Source organism: Candidatus Fukatsuia endosymbiont of Tuberolachnus salignus (assembly GCF_964030845.1).
GTDB lineage: Bacteria > Pseudomonadota > Gammaproteobacteria > Enterobacterales > Enterobacteriaceae > Fukatsuia > Fukatsuia symbiotica.
Genome location: NZ_OZ034983.1, coordinates 328,871 through 344,310 on the forward strand (window position 1 = coordinate 328,871; position 15,440 = coordinate 344,310).

General features: G+C 43.1%; 16 protein-coding genes and 1 pseudogene. 8 read left to right on the plus strand and 9 right to left on the minus strand.

All coding sequences use genetic code 11. From position 1 onward, the window contains the following. Position 1: 1 nt before the first annotated feature. From ilvD to AAHH42_RS01670, 9 genes and pseudogenes are all read right to left on the minus strand, one after another. Positions 2-1,855, minus strand: a complete 1,854-nt coding sequence (gene ilvD, locus AAHH42_RS01630) for a dihydroxy-acid dehydratase (protein ID WP_342221555.1) — start codon at positions 1,853-1,855, stop codon at positions 2-4. 107 nt (positions 1,856-1,962) lie between these two features. Next, positions 1,963-2,886: pseudogene (locus tag AAHH42_RS01635) on the minus strand (branched-chain amino acid transaminase); the annotation flags it as partial. Between the two features lie 117 nt (positions 2,887-3,003). Beyond that, a complete protein-coding gene (ilvM, locus tag AAHH42_RS01640; protein ID WP_072550006.1) occupies positions 3,004-3,273 on the minus strand; it encodes an acetolactate synthase 2 small subunit in 270 nt (89 codons plus the stop codon). Beyond that, entirely contained in the window at positions 3,270-4,919 is a 1,650-nt protein-coding gene (gene ilvG, locus AAHH42_RS01645) for an acetolactate synthase 2 catalytic subunit (RefSeq protein WP_342221556.1), read from the minus strand. Before ilvG ends, ilvM begins: the two co-directional genes overlap by 4 nt. A 138-nt stretch (positions 4,920-5,057) precedes the next feature. Then, complete coding sequence (gene ilvL, locus AAHH42_RS01650; RefSeq protein ID WP_119797763.1) at positions 5,058-5,156, minus strand: ilv operon leader peptide; 99 nt, start codon at positions 5,154-5,156, stop codon at positions 5,058-5,060. 265 nt (positions 5,157-5,421) lie between these two features. Next, positions 5,422-5,640, minus strand: a complete 219-nt coding sequence (locus tag AAHH42_RS01655; protein ID WP_072550009.1) for a SlyX family protein — start codon at positions 5,638-5,640, stop codon at positions 5,422-5,424. A 55-nt stretch (positions 5,641-5,695) separates the two neighbouring features. Continuing rightward, the gene (locus AAHH42_RS01660; protein ID WP_342221557.1) at positions 5,696-6,784 is read right to left on the minus strand and encodes a hypothetical protein; all 1,089 of its coding nucleotides are present in this window, start codon (positions 6,782-6,784) and stop codon (positions 5,696-5,698) included. Between the two features lie 289 nt (positions 6,785-7,073). Further along, complete coding sequence (locus AAHH42_RS01665) at positions 7,074-7,787, minus strand: hypothetical protein (RefSeq protein WP_342221558.1); 714 nt, start codon at positions 7,785-7,787, stop codon at positions 7,074-7,076. 170 nt (positions 7,788-7,957) lie between these two features. Further along, complete coding sequence (locus AAHH42_RS01670) at positions 7,958-8,365, minus strand: hypothetical protein (RefSeq protein WP_342221559.1); 408 nt, start codon at positions 8,363-8,365, stop codon at positions 7,958-7,960. 252 nt (positions 8,366-8,617) lie between these two features. Here AAHH42_RS01670 and fkpA point away from each other — a divergent pair, with 252 nt between their 5' ends. The 8 genes from fkpA (at position 8,618) to tuf (ending at position 15,421) form a co-directional block, all read left to right on the plus strand. After that, positions 8,618-9,469 carry an FKBP-type peptidyl-prolyl cis-trans isomerase gene (gene fkpA / locus AAHH42_RS01675; protein WP_342221560.1) on the plus strand — a complete coding sequence of 284 codons (852 nt, stop codon included), beginning with the start codon at positions 8,618-8,620 and terminating at the stop codon, positions 9,467-9,469. Positions 9,470-9,536: 67 nt separating this feature from the next. Then, positions 9,537-9,926, plus strand: a complete 390-nt coding sequence (tusD, locus tag AAHH42_RS01680; RefSeq protein WP_072550013.1) for a sulfurtransferase complex subunit TusD — start codon at positions 9,537-9,539, stop codon at positions 9,924-9,926. Positions 9,927-9,958: 32 nt separating this feature from the next. Beyond that, the gene (gene tusC / locus AAHH42_RS01685) at positions 9,959-10,330 is read left to right on the plus strand and encodes a sulfurtransferase complex subunit TusC (RefSeq protein WP_119797764.1); all 372 of its coding nucleotides are present in this window, start codon (positions 9,959-9,961) and stop codon (positions 10,328-10,330) included. Positions 10,331-10,517: 187 nt separating this feature from the next. Then, positions 10,518-10,805 carry a sulfurtransferase complex subunit TusB gene (gene tusB, locus AAHH42_RS01690; protein WP_072550015.1) on the plus strand — a complete coding sequence of 96 codons (288 nt, stop codon included), beginning with the start codon at positions 10,518-10,520 and terminating at the stop codon, positions 10,803-10,805. Between the two features lie 157 nt (positions 10,806-10,962). Then, the gene (gene rpsL / locus AAHH42_RS01695) at positions 10,963-11,337 is read left to right on the plus strand and encodes a 30S ribosomal protein S12 (RefSeq protein WP_072550016.1); all 375 of its coding nucleotides are present in this window, start codon (positions 10,963-10,965) and stop codon (positions 11,335-11,337) included. A 97-nt stretch (positions 11,338-11,434) separates the two neighbouring features. Continuing rightward, complete coding sequence (gene rpsG, locus AAHH42_RS01700) at positions 11,435-11,905, plus strand: 30S ribosomal protein S7 (protein WP_072550017.1); 471 nt, start codon at positions 11,435-11,437, stop codon at positions 11,903-11,905. A gap of 105 nt (positions 11,906-12,010) precedes the next feature. Beyond that, positions 12,011-14,167 carry an elongation factor G gene (gene fusA, locus AAHH42_RS01705; protein ID WP_342221561.1) on the plus strand — a complete coding sequence of 719 codons (2,157 nt, stop codon included), beginning with the start codon at positions 12,011-12,013 and terminating at the stop codon, positions 14,165-14,167. Positions 14,168-14,236: 69 nt separating this feature from the next. After that, the gene (gene tuf / locus AAHH42_RS01710; protein WP_072550019.1) at positions 14,237-15,421 is read left to right on the plus strand and encodes an elongation factor Tu; all 1,185 of its coding nucleotides are present in this window, start codon (positions 14,237-14,239) and stop codon (positions 15,419-15,421) included. The last annotated feature ends 19 nt before the right edge of the window (positions 15,422-15,440 follow it).

A 15,440-nucleotide genomic window follows, 5' to 3' on the forward strand; every position in this document is an offset into this window, starting at 1 on the left:
ATTATTTGCTTCCTAATTTACTTTTATCACGGACGGCACCTTGATCAGCGCTGGTTGCCAAGAGCGCATAAGCCCGCAACGCGTAAGAAACTTGCCGTTTACGGGTTTGTGGGGTCCATGCACGATCACCACGGGCTAACTCAGCACAGTGCCGTGTCAGCAGTTCGCTGTCAGTAATATTCAATTTCATACTGCGTTGCGGGATATTGATAGAGATGATGTCTCCATCCTGGACTAAACCGATCACGCCACCGCTGGCGGCTTCAGGGGAAACGTGACCAATGGATAAACCTGATGTCCCGCCGGAAAAACGACCATCGGTAATCAAGGCACAGCTTTTACCTAATCCCATCGATTTTAAATAGGTGGTCGGATAAAGCATTTCTTGCATACCAGGCCCCCCTTTCGGTCCCTCGTAGCGGATCACTACGACATCACCGGCCATCACTTGACCGCTTAAAATGGCGGTAACCGCGTCGTCTTGGCTTTCATATACTTTGGCGACGCCCCTGAAAATTAAATTATCCTGATCCACCCCTGCGGTTTTTACGATACAGCCGTCGGCAGCGATATTGCCGTATAACACCGCTAAACCGCCATCCTGACTGTATGCATGCTGGTGGTCACGGATACACCCTTGCTGACGATCGATATCTAATGAGGGATAGCGGCACTGCTGTGAAAACGCTTTGGTAGTGCGGATCCCTGCCGGACCCGCGGCATACATTTTTTTAACTTTATCATCATGGGTGAGTATCACATCATAGGCCGTCAGTGTTTGCAGCAGATTCAGACCCAACACATTGTTAACGTCCGTATTCAGTAAGCCTGCACGATAAAGTTCGCCCAAAATAGCCATGACTCCACCGGCGCGATGTACATCCTCCATATGATATTTTGCGCTGCTAGGTGCCACCTTGCACAGATGAGGGACTTTACGTGATAGACGATCAATATCTTCCATGGTGAAATCAATCTCACCTTCCTGCGCGGCAGCCAGCAAATGCAACACTGTATTGGTAGAGCCACCCATTGCAATATCCAGTGTCATCGCATTTTCAAACGCGGCTTTATTGGCGATACTACGTGGCAGTGCCCCGTCGTCATCTCCTTCATAATGGCGTCGAGTCAAAGTAACAATATGTTGACCGGCAGCAAGAAATAATTCTTTACGATCGGCATGTGTTGCTAGTAGAGAACCATTCCCTGGCAACGCCAAGCCTAGCGCTTCATTGAGGCAATTCATCGAATTAGCGGTAAACATGCCAGAACAGGAACCACAGGTCGGGCAAGCGGAACGTTCAATTTGTGCGCTCTCTTGATCACTGACTGTGGGATTGGCACCCTGGATCATCGCATCCACTAAATCAAGCTTGATAATTTGATCCGATAATTTCGTTTTACCGGCTTCCATTGGTCCACCGGAAACAAAAATAACCGGAATATTGAGCCGTAAAGCGGCCATCAGCATACCGGGGGTAATTTTGTCACAATTGGAAATGCAGACCATTGCATCAGCGCAATGTGCATTGACCATATATTCTACTGAATCGGCAATTAATTCGCGTGAAGGCAGTGAATACAACATGCCGCCGTGGCCCATGGCAATACCATCGTCCACAGCAATGGTATTGAACTCTTTTGCAACACCACCGCAGGCTTCAATTTGTTCGGCGACCAATTTACCCAAATTACGCAAATGCACATGCCCAGGTACAAATTGGGTAAAAGAGTTTACGACGGCAATAATCGGTTTGCCGAAGTCTTCATCAGTCATACCGGTAGCGCGCCACAGCGCTCGCGCGCCCGCCATATTGCGACCGTGGGTAGTGGTATGGGAACGGTATTTAGGCATTATGTTTTACTCTCCTCTGAAGATCTGTTCGAAATCTGTTGTGTTCGCTGATGACGGTTTCGCACAGGTTTTGAGCACTCGTAAAGATCTCGTGCGAAATTTTCTGTTGGATTGACGGGATCCAACCAGCCCCATTTGTCTTCAGTTTCACCATTAAACAAACCAAAAAATGCCTGTTGGATCCGTTTGGTGATGCAGCCACATCTACCGCTACCAATTTGAATACCATCCACACTGCGTACCGGTGTGATTTCTGCCGCGGTACCGGACATAAAAATTTCATCTGCCAAGTAAAGTGACTCGCGGGATAACACCTGTTCACGCACTTCCAGCCCACTGTTTTTAGCCAATGTGATAATCGCATCAAGGGTGATACCTGGCAGCGCCGCAGAGGTCGAGGGGGGTGTAAAGATCACCCCGTTTTTTACTTCAAACAGGTTTTCACCTGCTCCTTCAGAGAGATAGCCATGCACATCTAACGCAATCCCTTCTTGATAGCCGTGGCGACGTGCTTCGCTACTCACCAATAAAGAAGAAAGATAATTACCCGCGGCTTTCGCGGTGGTGGGGATGGTATTAGGTGCCATCCTGTGCCAAGAGGAAACCATTGCATCAATCCCTTCTTCGAGTGCTTCCTTGCCCAAATAGGCACCCCAAGGAAAAGCGGCAATAATCACATCTGTTTCGTAATTTTCTGGTGGATTGACACCCATTCCGACATCACCGATAAACACCAATGGACGAAGATAAGCACAGGTCAATTTATTTTTACGTAAGGTTTGTCGGCTGGCAGCCATTAATTCATCAACGGATTCTGTGATGGGCATGCGATAAATCTTGGCCGAATCATGTAAACGTTGCATGTGTTCACGGTGACGAAAGATGACGGCACCCTTGTAAGATTCATAACAGCGCAGGCCTTCGAAAACCGAGGTACCATAATGCAGTGCATGTGACATCACATGAATTTTTGCCTCTGCCCAGGGCACCATCTCACCGTTGAACCAAATATAATCTGCTTTTTTTGTCATCTTACTTTTTCCTCTGAGTGATCATGCAGGAGTTTGTATAACAGAAGTTGTATAATTTGAATGTATTAATTATGGTTAATATATTGATATTAAATATGTTCAATAAAAGTGATCATGTTATGTCGCCTTTGCTACATCGGTAGTTGTCCTGTACGTGGGTTGCACGATCTCAACATGGGTGACATCCATTAATTTATTGAGCTGAGAAGAAAGTAAATCGACTGGGCGTTGGCTGGCAACGGTCAGTTCAATATTAATATTGCTATTTGTCATCGACATCATATTCATTGTGTGAATACAAAAGCCACGATGACGTACTACGCGCAAAACACGCTCTATTATTTCAGGACGAAAGCGGGTTTTGATTGAAATCTGATGTTGTCTCATGATTTTACATCCTCCATCATGGTGGCATTACATGCCCCTGGCGGAACCAGTGGCCAAACGTTTTCGTGTTCATCGATACAAACTTGCAGCAGGTAGGGGCCTTCACTGGCAAATAATGTTGCCAAAGCGGCCTCAACCTGATCCTTACGGGTAATACACTGACCGGGGATATCGAAGGCGCTAGCCAGAGTGATAAAATCGGGATTGTCTGACAAATTGGTTTCGCTATAGCGTGCCTCAAAAAACAGTTGCTGCCACTGACGAACCATCCCCAAACGCTGGTTATCCAATAAAACAATTTTTAGCGGTAATTGTTTACGTTTTATCGTCCCTAATTCCTGTACGTTCATCATAAAAGAGCCATCACCGGTTACACAGATCACCTGATCTTCAGGGCGCGCCATCTGAGCGCCTACGGCTGCGGGAATACCAAACCCCATAGTGCCTAGCCCGCTCGAGGTAATAAAATTTTCCGGACAGCTAAAGGACATATGTTGTGCTGCCCACATCTGATGTTGACCAACATCTGTTGTCACAATGGTGGAAGCCGTTTTGCGTTCGGAAATCTGTTTCAATAACAGCGGCGCGTAAATGGCTTGACCAGGATGATCATAACGGCAGAAATATTGCTGTTTTAATGCCAGGACTTCTGCACACCATTTTTCGATCGGCAAGGCTTGTTGCAAGGATGGCAGCAAGGTTTTTAGGTCGCCTTGCAACGTCACGTGCGCTCGTCGTAATTTATTTAACTCTGCGGGGTCGATATCCATGTGAATGACTTTTGCTAAGGGCGCGAACTGATCCAGCTTACCGGTCACACGATCATCAAAACGAGCACCCACCGCCATCAACAAATCACATTGCTGTACTGCTAAGTTTGCCGCTTTAGTGCCATGCATACCTAACATCCCCAGATAACAGGGATGATTGTTGTCGGCGGCACCTAATCCTTTTAGCGTGACTACCGTGGGAATATGCGTTTGGGCAATAAAATTGCGCAATGCTGTGACCGCTTGAGCCATGCCTACACCGCCACCAACGTACAATATTGGTTTTTTAGCGGTGGCTAACAGGGCGTCAGCTTGCTGTAACTGCGCATCAGCATCGATAAAATGGGCTTTCGTTGCGAGCGGATAAGAGATAAATTCACCACAGGCGAGCTGAATATTTTTGGGGAGATCGATTAAAACCGGTCCAGGACGTCCACTGTTAGCGATGGCAAAGGCTTCAGCCATGATCTGCGGCAAGGCTTCCAGTGATTCAACCAAAAAACTGTGTTTGGTACAGGACAGTGATAAACCCAGCATATCAATTTCTTGAAAGGCATCAGTACCGATAGCGGCAGAGCTGACTTGTCCGGTAATGGCAATGATCGGCACTGAATCTAACAAAGCATCCGCCAGACCTGTGACCAGATTGGTGGCGCTAGGACCGGAGGTCGCAATACAGACACCCACTTTACCGCTGGTACGTGCATAACCGATAGCCGCTATCACTGCGCCTTGCTCATGTCGACACAGCAGATGTTCAACACCTCCGTCATACAGAGCATCGTAGAGTGGCATGATTGCGCCACCGGGATAACCGAATACTGTATCAACACCCTGTTGATGTAACTCTTGAACGACAAATTGCGCACCATTCATAGTTATTTTCCTTTGTTTTTACGAGGAAAACGGTATTTTGTTCTGTTGTTCATGCTATGTTCCTCGCATTTTTAATGACCAATAAAAAACCCCCGAACCTTTCGGTGCGGGGGTTTTTTGAGATTCTGGCTTTTTTTTCTAAGCCCTTCGTCTTCCAAATGCAACCCCGCACGGTGGGATAAGAATCACCACCACGCTAATGAGGAGTAGGTTAATCACTTGGAAAGTTGTTTTCATCATTGAGTCATCTATTGTCTTTTGTCGAATTGAGTACATACAGAGTTATCATAGCTATATGATTTATGGCAACATTTTTTTTCATTTATTATTCTTTCGATGGGCACTGTCATGCTACAAATCATGTTAATTATCAAAAAGTAATAGCTAATTTTTCCTAATCAGTTTTTTTTGCATTTCTTCCGATGTCTTTACCCTCGGTGAGGGATTTCGAGGTAATCTTCATACCATTGGTTACGGTTTTGCAAGAAATTTCGAGCCGGTTCTAATAGTGTGGCGGCGGAGTTTCTTCCGCCGCAGAGGCTAACAGTGAAGTCTGTGATGTTTGTAATTTCTCACTCAACAAATGCAAATGCCCCTGCAATTTTGTGATTGCCATCTGGTGCTCAATCACACTTAGATTGAGTTCTTCAATGGTGGCTTCCTGGAAAGCTAATCTGCTTTCCAGATCTTCAAGCCGTTTCTCGAGGGGAGATAGGGGCATTTGTTGGTCCTTGCATCTTTTGTTTTAAATGGGGCTGAAAATTTGGATCGTATATCTAAGCTTCTTTTTGTGTTGATAATACACTGAGTATATTTTGAACCTTCTCAAATATACGATTTAACTCATTTTGAAAGTTACTTATGTCTACTGTTAAAGAGTTGTTAGAGACGATTTCATTTATTTTTGTATGGAAGTCAGACATGAAATCGGGATTCGTACCATTATCTGATTCATATCTTTTATGTATGCTAGATAAAGTAGATAATTCTTTGATACTGTCAAGTATCTTTATGTTTGATATATCTAGATACCATAAATTTGGTGAGTCTTGTGGAGGTATTTCTTTTGAGCATACATTACTTAATTCTTCTATATTTTCTACCAATGCTGAGGAGTACGTCATTAGGGACCCAATAATTCTTTCACTTCTTGTTGTCCTTAGTTTTTTATCGTTTTGCTCAAGAGGAGGATTCATGTTCAAGAATGCTATAATTTCTTCTAAAACTTCGTTTGTATTTTGTTTTATTTGTTCTATCTTAGTAGCGACACTATCAGTAGGGCTAGAATTTTCCATAACAACATTAGGACACTCCTGAAGAGTCGAAAGAGTTTGCGGCACTACTATGGGAGTAGTTTGGGAATCTGCGCTAGGCGGACAGTTTTCAAATTCCTGAGTCACTCTTAAATCGCTCAACTCAAGTACCAGATTGAGTTTCCTCAGTTCATCATTAACCTGCCTCAGTACATTGTCTATTACCCCATTGTCTATTACTCCATTTATGCTAATAGTTGTACTATATGTATCATAAGTAATAATAATAATATTATTAATCTTATCAATAGTATACTCTACGTGTTCTTTAAAATCGTATGGCAATTTATTGATGAGGGCAGTTAGTTGTGTAATGAGTTCACTTTGATTTTTTTTATCACTTGGAGTCGCTGAATATTTTTGAGCTTTTAACAAAGTATCTTGTATATCGCTTTCGCTTATAAATTTGGTAAATATGCTTTTAAGCCATTCAAATAATTCCTTTAAAATATCTATGAATCTATTTGAAGGTGGCTGCTTTTTTTCAGTTTTACATGGTTCTACAATCAGTTCGGATCCTGATGCTCCTACGGGCATTACTCTCATAGTCATAACCATCTCCTATTACACAGTTACTTTTTTATCATTTTATCTCATTCAGTAAGGTGTTTTTATAATTTCATCCAATAAGTTCTTAGATAACCACACTTTTTATTTTTTTTAAACTAAACAAATGTAACTTTTTATTAAAATAAAAACGCTGGCTTTTTTGGGTGGTCTGGCTCAGTCAATTAAGCAACTTATTGGAAATGAAATCCTTTTCATTATTGAAAAAATAGTTGTCTCATGCTGAGAAAAACATCTTTTAATCATGATGTTTTTCTCTAACTAGTTATTTAATTTAAGACAATTGTTCAGAAACCTCACGGAATTTTTTCGCAAGTGATAGAAGCCCATTTCCTCCATTACTAGCACGAGAAGTTCCCACATCGGGTAGAAGGCACGTTCTTTCATCATGAGCACGATGAGATCTTTTGTTAGAAGGAGAAGTAAGTAATGATTCTATAGCACAAAGATGTTCTGCCAAAATACCGGGCCTGTCTTCTGGTTTTAATGTGTTATCTAGAGTTTCGAGAGCTGCTTTCAATGTGTTAAGATCTTCTTTAGTCTTAAATTGTGACAAGGGAACCTGAGTTAGAAAATTCTGAACATAGTTTTTTAGTAAAGTCGTAATATATGTTTGAGTTTCACCTAATCGGCAAAAAAATTTATTATCTTTATTAGGGCCTATAGCCTGAATAACTTTCTTTTTCACCTGAAGAACTGGTTCCGGCATTTGACTCGAAGTGAGTAATATTTTTATGAGTTCTTTTTCATCTATCTGATTTAGATTGAAATGCTTATTATCCATCTTAAGAAAATTAGAGAGTTTATCTATTTTTTTATAGGCCTTTTCCATTTCTATTTTTATTGGGTTTTTGTCATCGCAAATCGAAGCATCTATAATTTTTTCCCACTCGTTGGAGTCTATTTTCTTAAATTCTTTTAATGCGTATCTAAGTTTTATAATCATTTCATCAGTAGGTTCTCCCCCTTTTTTACTAATTTCGTCCAAACATTGTTTAACAACACTTTGTAATTTTTCAATGCTAGAAATTGGGGCAGAAACAGTACCACTATCATAGATTTTTTGAATATTAGCTCTTAGTACGCGAAATTGATAACGCCAATCATTGGCTGAATTTGTATTAGCTGGTATACAAGCTGGTTTATTGCTGTTTATTGTTACTTGTTGTTTTGGTAGTAGTTGTTGACTACAAAAAAATCGTCTAAGTCTCTCTCTTCAGCTGTTAGATTAATTTGTTTTATTAAAGAATTTGCATAATTCAGCTTAATAACTGTCCCGTTTTTATTCCAATCCACCGTTATATTAAATTTATTTTTATAATCGTATGGAGTGCTATTTATCAAATCCGAGAAGCCATTTTTTATTGCTATACGATTATCTTCAGAAGATATATAACCATATATTTTACGCAACTGCGCTTCTTTTGTTTTGTCGGCACCAAAAATAATTTTTCTAAAAAAATCAAAAAATTTATCCCAAGAAGTTAGTTTAGGCTCGAAAGCTTTATCTACATTTTGGAATGAGGAAATATTTAGTGGATTAAAAACTGTAATTATACATGACATGAAAATTCCTCATTAAATAATAAATTTCAGGAATTATAAGTAAATCCTGCTCACATGCTTTCGAAAAGCCCCCCGAAATTATGATTTAATTTTTAATTAATATGCTTTCTAACGGATTAATCAGTAAAAAAGTGTGAAAATCGTTTAACCTGTATGAATGTAAGGATTGTTTTCTCTATGCCGTGGACGCTATAGTATGCAGCTCTTGTCATTTTTGCTTAAGTAAAACAGCTTAAGCCATTGGAGAGATAGATGAAGTCACTGTTTAAAATCACCCTGCTGGCAAGCACCCTGGCACTGACCCTGAATACTACTCAGACTTTGGCTGCGGAAGAAATCGCCAAAGAACCTGTCAAGCCCACACTGGATAGCCACTTCAAAAATACAGAGCAACAAACTGCTTATGCGTTAGGTGCTTCTCTCGCGAGCTATATGGAAAATGCGTTTGCAGAACAAAAAAAACTCGGCATCTATACATTGGATAAGGATCAGATTATTGCCGGTGTTCGAGATGTGTTTGCTAACGAGAATAAATTGAGCGATGAAGAAGTTGGAAAAACCCTGGAAGGGTTTGAAGCACAGGTAAAAGCGGCGGCTAATGTAAAAATGGCGCAAGAGGCTGCAAAAAATGCCGAGATTGCCAAGAAAAATGCGGTACAAGGTGATGAGTACCGTGACTCTTTCGCTAAAAAATCCGACGTGAAGAAAATGGCATCGGGGCTGCTATACAAAATAGAGAGGCCGGGAACCGGTGTTACGCCAAAAGACAGCGATACCGTGAAAGTTAATTATAAAGGCACTCTGATTGACGGTACTGAATTTGATAACTCTTATAAGCGTGGTGAGGCAACCTCTTTCCGTCTTGATAGCGTAATTGTTGGTTGGCAGGAAGGTCTAAAAAAACTGAAAAAAGGGGGCAAAATTACTTTGGTGATCCCACCTAGTCTGGCATACGGTAAAAACGGTGTTCCAGGCAGTATACCTGCTGGATCTACGCTGGTGTTCGAGGTGGAGCTGTTGGATGTGCTCCCCGCAAAAGCCGTGGAACCTGTAAAAAAAGAAGAGGCGAAAGTAAAAGAAAAATCTGTAGCGACCACTGAGTAGCTGCTACAAACAGTCTGTGTGTTCGACGCCATAATCGCTCAACGCTGTAGATTTCGCAGGAGGTTCAATGCACTGTTTGAACTATTGTTTGCTGGTTACTGGCCCTGCATACGGCACTCAGCAAGCCAGCAGCGCTTATCAATTTGCAAAAGCGTTGTTGGTTGCAGGTCATCAGTTGACTAGCGTTTTTTTTTATCGCGAAGGGGTGTTGAACGCGAATCAATTGACGGCACCGGCCACAGACGAATTTGATCTGGTGCGGGCATGGCAAAAGTTAGCTCGCGATAAGGCAATAACACTCAACGTCTGCGTAGCAGCAGCATTGCGGCGTGGTGTCAGCGATCAAGCGGTACAGGGTGATCTTGGCGTGGCCAGCTTACAACCCAATTTTACATTTAGCGGCTTGGGCACGCTGGCTGAAGCGCTGTGGACCTGTGACCGTGTGGTGCAATTTTAGCCCCGATACATGGTTCGACAATGAAAGAAAAAATGAACTCGGTCGCCTTTGTTTTCACACACTCGCCTCACGGTTCCGCCGCAGGCAGAGAAGGGTTGGATGCGTTGCTTGCTGTTTCGGCATTGACGGATGATGCGGACAGGGTTGCGGTGTTCTTTATTGCTGATGGTGTGTTGCAACTGTTACCACAGCAACAGCCAGAAAAAATTCTAGCTCGAGACTACATTGCTACTTTCGGTGTGTTATCGCTGTACGATGTGAAAAAATGCTATCTGTGTGCAACTTCATTAGAGCAACGTGGGCTTGATATCAACGGCGAATGGGCTATCGATGATGTCACCCTATTATCTCCAGCAGATTTGAGCCGTCAACTGAAAACGTATGATGTTGTACTGACATTTTAAGAACCTATTCGAAATCTCTTGTGTTCACTGATGCTTCGTCAAAAACACGCTCAAAATGCTTATCTACTCTCTTTTATTGTATATAAAAGAGTAAACTGCGCTCTTTCGCGCATTTTTTCCTCCCTTGAGCACAGTGAGAAAGATTTGGAACAGGTTCTAAGGTTATTAATCAGGATAAGATATCAATATGTTGTACAGTGTCAGTCGTTCTCCGTATCAATGTGATTTAGCCTCTCTGTTAAGATTAGTGACACCACAGGATGACATCTTGTTTTTGCAGGATGGCGTGGTGGCGTTAGTAAAGAAGGGTGCAATTTATAACTTGATGTTAAGTCAACTGAAAAATCTGTTTGTACTGGAAAATGATTTGGTAGCGCGTGGCTTGCGTTATCAGATATCAGATCATGTTGAGGTGATCAACTATCATGCTTTCGTTGATCTCACTACCAAACATCGTCAGTACTTGGCATGGTAAACACCACAGGGTATAACAGCCCAGGCAATGTTGTATATTTCTTGACTCCTTGCATTGTCAGCCATAGAATTCTGCGTCCTCTTACTTTGCCAGCTATGCATAGGGAGGAAGATTTGTCACCGTTTACACAGAAAAAAAATTAGGAGCTTGTTTAATAATGACAACGATTAACCAGCTGGTTCGTAAGCCCCGCAGCAGGAAGGTTGTGAAAAGCAACGTTCCTGCTCTGGAGGCTTGCCCGCAAAAACGTGGTGTTTGTACCCGCGTGTATACCACCACACCGAAAAAACCTAACTCTGCGATGCGTAAAGTGTGTCGTGTGCGTTTAACTAACGGTTTCGAAGTGACTTCTTATATCGGTGGTGAAGGCCATAACCTGCAGGAGCACTCAGTGGTTCTGACTCGTGGTGGTCGTGTTAAAGACTTACCTGGTGTTCGTTACCATGTCGTTCGTGGTGCACTCGACTGCTCGGGCGTTAAAGACCGTAAACAGGCACGTTCCAAATACGGTGTGAAGAAGCCCAAATCTTAATGGTTCTCCGTTAAGTAAGGCCAAACATTTTCATTCTAATGTCAAAATAAACTCGTAGAGTTTTGGACAACCCTGAATTAACAACGGAGTTATTTCCATGCCACGTCGTCGTGTTGTTGGTCAACGTAAAATTTTGCCAGATCCTAAATTCGGATCTGAGCTACTGGCCAAATTTGTTAATATCCTGATGGTAGATGGTAAAAAATCTACTGCTGAAGCCATCGTCTACAGCGCGCTGGAAACCCTGGCTCAACGCTCTGGTAAAAATTATCTAGAAGCTTTTGAAGTCGCGCTGGACAATGTACGTCCTACGGTAGAAGTTAAGTCGCGTCGTGTCGGTGGCTCTACTTATCAGGTGCCAGTTGAAGTCCGTCCGGTTCGCCGTAATGCCTTGGCAATGCGTTGGATCGTTGATTCTGCGCGTAAACGTGGTGATAAATCAATGGCTTTGCGCCTAGCGAATGAATTGTCCGACGCAGTAGAAAACAAAGGTGCTGCCGTTAAAAAACGTGAAGATGTTCACCGTATGGCCGAGGCTAACAAAGCGTTCGCCCACTACCGCTGGTGATTTCACTATCATCTGCTGATCACTAAGCAGGAGTATGCTAACCATGGCAACACTGCAGTAGCAGGTTTGGTATGGGTTAACCTGAACGTTTTTAGGAGAAATTAAATGGCCCGTAAAACGCCCATTGAGCACTATCGCAATATCGGTATCAGTGCGCATATCGATGCTGGTAAGACAACCACTACCGAGCGTATTTTGTTCTATACCGGTGTAAATCATAAAATCGGTGAAGTGCATGACGGGGCGGCAACGATGGACTGGATGGAGCAGGAGCAGGAGCGAGGGATCACCATTACTTCTGCTGCGACTACCTGCTTTTGGTCTGGTATGGCCAAACAGTTTGCATCTCATCACATCAACATTATTGATACCCCAGGGCATGTTGATTTCACTATCGAAGTGGAACGTTCCATGCGTGTTCTTGATGGCGCAGTGATGGTTTATTGTGCTGTGGGTGGTGTTCAACCACAGTCTGAAACTGTATGGCGTCAGGCGAATAAATATAAAGTTCCACGTATCGCGTTCGTCAACAAAATGGATCGTATGGGTGCTAACTTCCTACGTGTTGTTGGGCAGCTACGAGATCGTTTGAACGCAAATCCAGTGCCAATTCAGCTAGCTATAGGTGCAGAAGATAATTTCACCGGTGTTATCGATCTGGTGAAAATGAAAGCCATCAACTGGAATGACTCTGATCAAGGAGTTACTTTCGAATATCAGGATATCCCGGCCGATATGCAAGCATTGGCTGACGAATGGCGTGAATATCTGGTTGCAGCCGCCGCTGAAGCTTCGGATGAACTGACGGATAAATTCTTCGCCGACAGTAATTCTCTGACCGAAGAAGAGATCAAAAAAAGTTTACGTGATCGGGTATTGAGGAATGAGATCATCCTGGTTACCTGTGGTTCTGCCTTTAAAAATAAAGGCGTACAAGCCATGCTGGATGCTGTTGTCGAATATTTGCCAGCGCCCACTGATGTTCCAGCAATTGGTGGGATGTTGAGTGATAATACTCCCGCCGAGCGCCAATCTAGCGATGAAGAACCGTTTTCTGCATTGGCTTTTAAAATCGCCAGCGATCCTTTTGTAGGTAATCTTACTTTCTTCCGCGTTTATTCTGGTGTGGTTAAGTCCGGTGATACGGTATTAAACTCAGTAAAAGGGCAGCGTGAACGCTTTGGCCGTATTGTGCAAATGCATGCTAATAAGCGTGAAGAGATCAAAGAAGTACATGCGGGTGATATTGCCGCCGCTATTGGTCTGAAAGATGTGACGACAGGTGAGACTTTATGTGATCCGAACCCGAACAGTGTAATCATCCTTGAACGAATGGAGTTCCCAGAACCGGTTATCTCTGTTGCTGTAGAACCGAAAACCAAGGCCGACCAGGAAAAAATGGGTATGGCTTTAGGGCGTTTGGCGAAAGAGGATCCCTCCTTTCGTGTAAGGACTGACGAGGAATCGGGTCAAACTATCATCTCTGGCATGGGTGAATTGCATTTAGAGATTTTGGTTGATCGTATGCGCCGTGAATTTAATGTGGAAGCAAACGTTGGTAAACCTCAGGTCGCTTACCGTGAAACTATCCGGGCCACTGTTGAGCAAGAAGGAAAACATGCCAAACAGTCGGGTGGTCGTGGTCAATTTGGTCATGTGTGGCTAAAAATTGAACCATTGAGTTTCAATGAAGAAGAAGATGAAAAAGAAAGAGCAAGATACGAAGTAGATATAGAAGAAGGCTATAGATTTGTTAATAAAATCGTTGGTGGTGTTATTCCAAAAGAATACATCCCAGGGGTAAAAAAAGGCATTAAAGAACAGCTGAAGACAGGTGTTTTGGCTAGTTACCCCATCGTTGACGTTAAAGTAACCCTGTTCGATGGCTCTTTCCATGAGGTCGACTCCTCGGAGCTTGCGTTTAAACTCGCAGGTTCGATGGCGTTCAAAGCGGGTTTCATGAAAGCAAAACCCGTTTTGTTGGAACCCGTCATGAAAGTCGAGGTTGAAACATCAGAAGACTATATGGGTGATGTTATCGGTGACTTGAATCGTCGTCGTGGTATGATCGAAGGTATGGAAGATACGGCTGCCGGTAAGACAATTCGTGCTAAGGTTCCGTTGGCTGAAATGTTCGGTTATGCTACTGACCTGCGTTCTCAGACTCAGGGGCGTGCTTCTTACTCCATGGAATTTCAGCAGTACGATGAAGCGCCGCAGAACGTCGCTTGTACCATTATCGAAGCTCGTAATGCTAAATAAGCTTGCGATTTTAAAATTTAGATTCAGTGTTCTTTCTTTAACAAAGAGCACTAGAGTGAGGAAATAATCGTGTCTAAAGAAAAATTTGAACGTAAAAAGCTCCATGTTAACGTAGGTACTATTGGCCACGTTGACCACGGTAAAACTACCCTAACTGCTGCTATTACCTCAGTATTGGCCAAAACATACGGCGGTACCGCTAGCGCATTTGATGAGATAGATAACGCGCCGGAAGAAAAAGCGCGGGGTATCACCATCAATACTTCTCATGTTGAATATGATACTCCGACTCGTCACTATGCGCACGTTGACTGCCCAGGACATGCCGATTACGTAAAAAATATGATCACCGGTGCGGCTCAAATGGATGGGGCAATCTTGGTTGTTGCCGCAACAGATGGCCCAATGCCACAGACGCGTGAGCACATTCTGTTAGGTCGTCAGGTTGGTGTGCCTTACATGATCGTATTTATGAACAAATGCGATATGGTTGATGACGAAGAACTACTAGAATTGGTTGAAATGGAAATTCGTGAGCTTCTTACTCAGTACGAGTTCCCCGGTGAGGACACGCCAGTTGTACGAGGTTCAGCACTAAAAGCACTAGAAGGTGAGGAAAAATGGGAAGCGAAAATCATCGAGCTTGCTGATTATCTAGATAGCTATATCCCTGAGCCAAAACGTGATGTTGACAAGCCATTTCTGTTACCCATTGAAGATGTGTTTAGTATCGAGGGCCGTGGTACGGTAGTAACCGGTCGTGTAGAACGAGGTATTATTAAAAAGGGTGATGAAGTAGAAATCGTTGGTATTAAAGATACGGTTAAGAGTGTCGCTACCGGTATCGAGATGTTCCGCAAACTACTCGATGAAGGCCTCGCGGGTGAGAATGTTGGTGTCTTGTTACGTGGTATTAAACGTGAAGAGATTGAACGTGGGCAAGTCTTATGTAAACCAGGTAGCATCAAACCTCATACTGTGTTCAAAGCAAAGATTTATGTTCTTACCAAAGAAGAAGGTGGTCGTCACACTCCTTTTGTCAATAAATACCGTCCACAGTTCTATTTCCGTACTACTGATGTAACCGGTGCTATTGAATTGCCAGAAGGTGTAGCAATGGCGATGCCAGGTGATAGCATCGAGATGGAGGTTACCTTGATCCATGCGATAGCAATGGATGAAGGATTGCATTTTGCGATTCGTGAAGGTGGTCGTACTATCGGTGCGGGTGTTGTTGCTAAGATTATCCAGTAATTTCTAAGCAGTAGAAGGG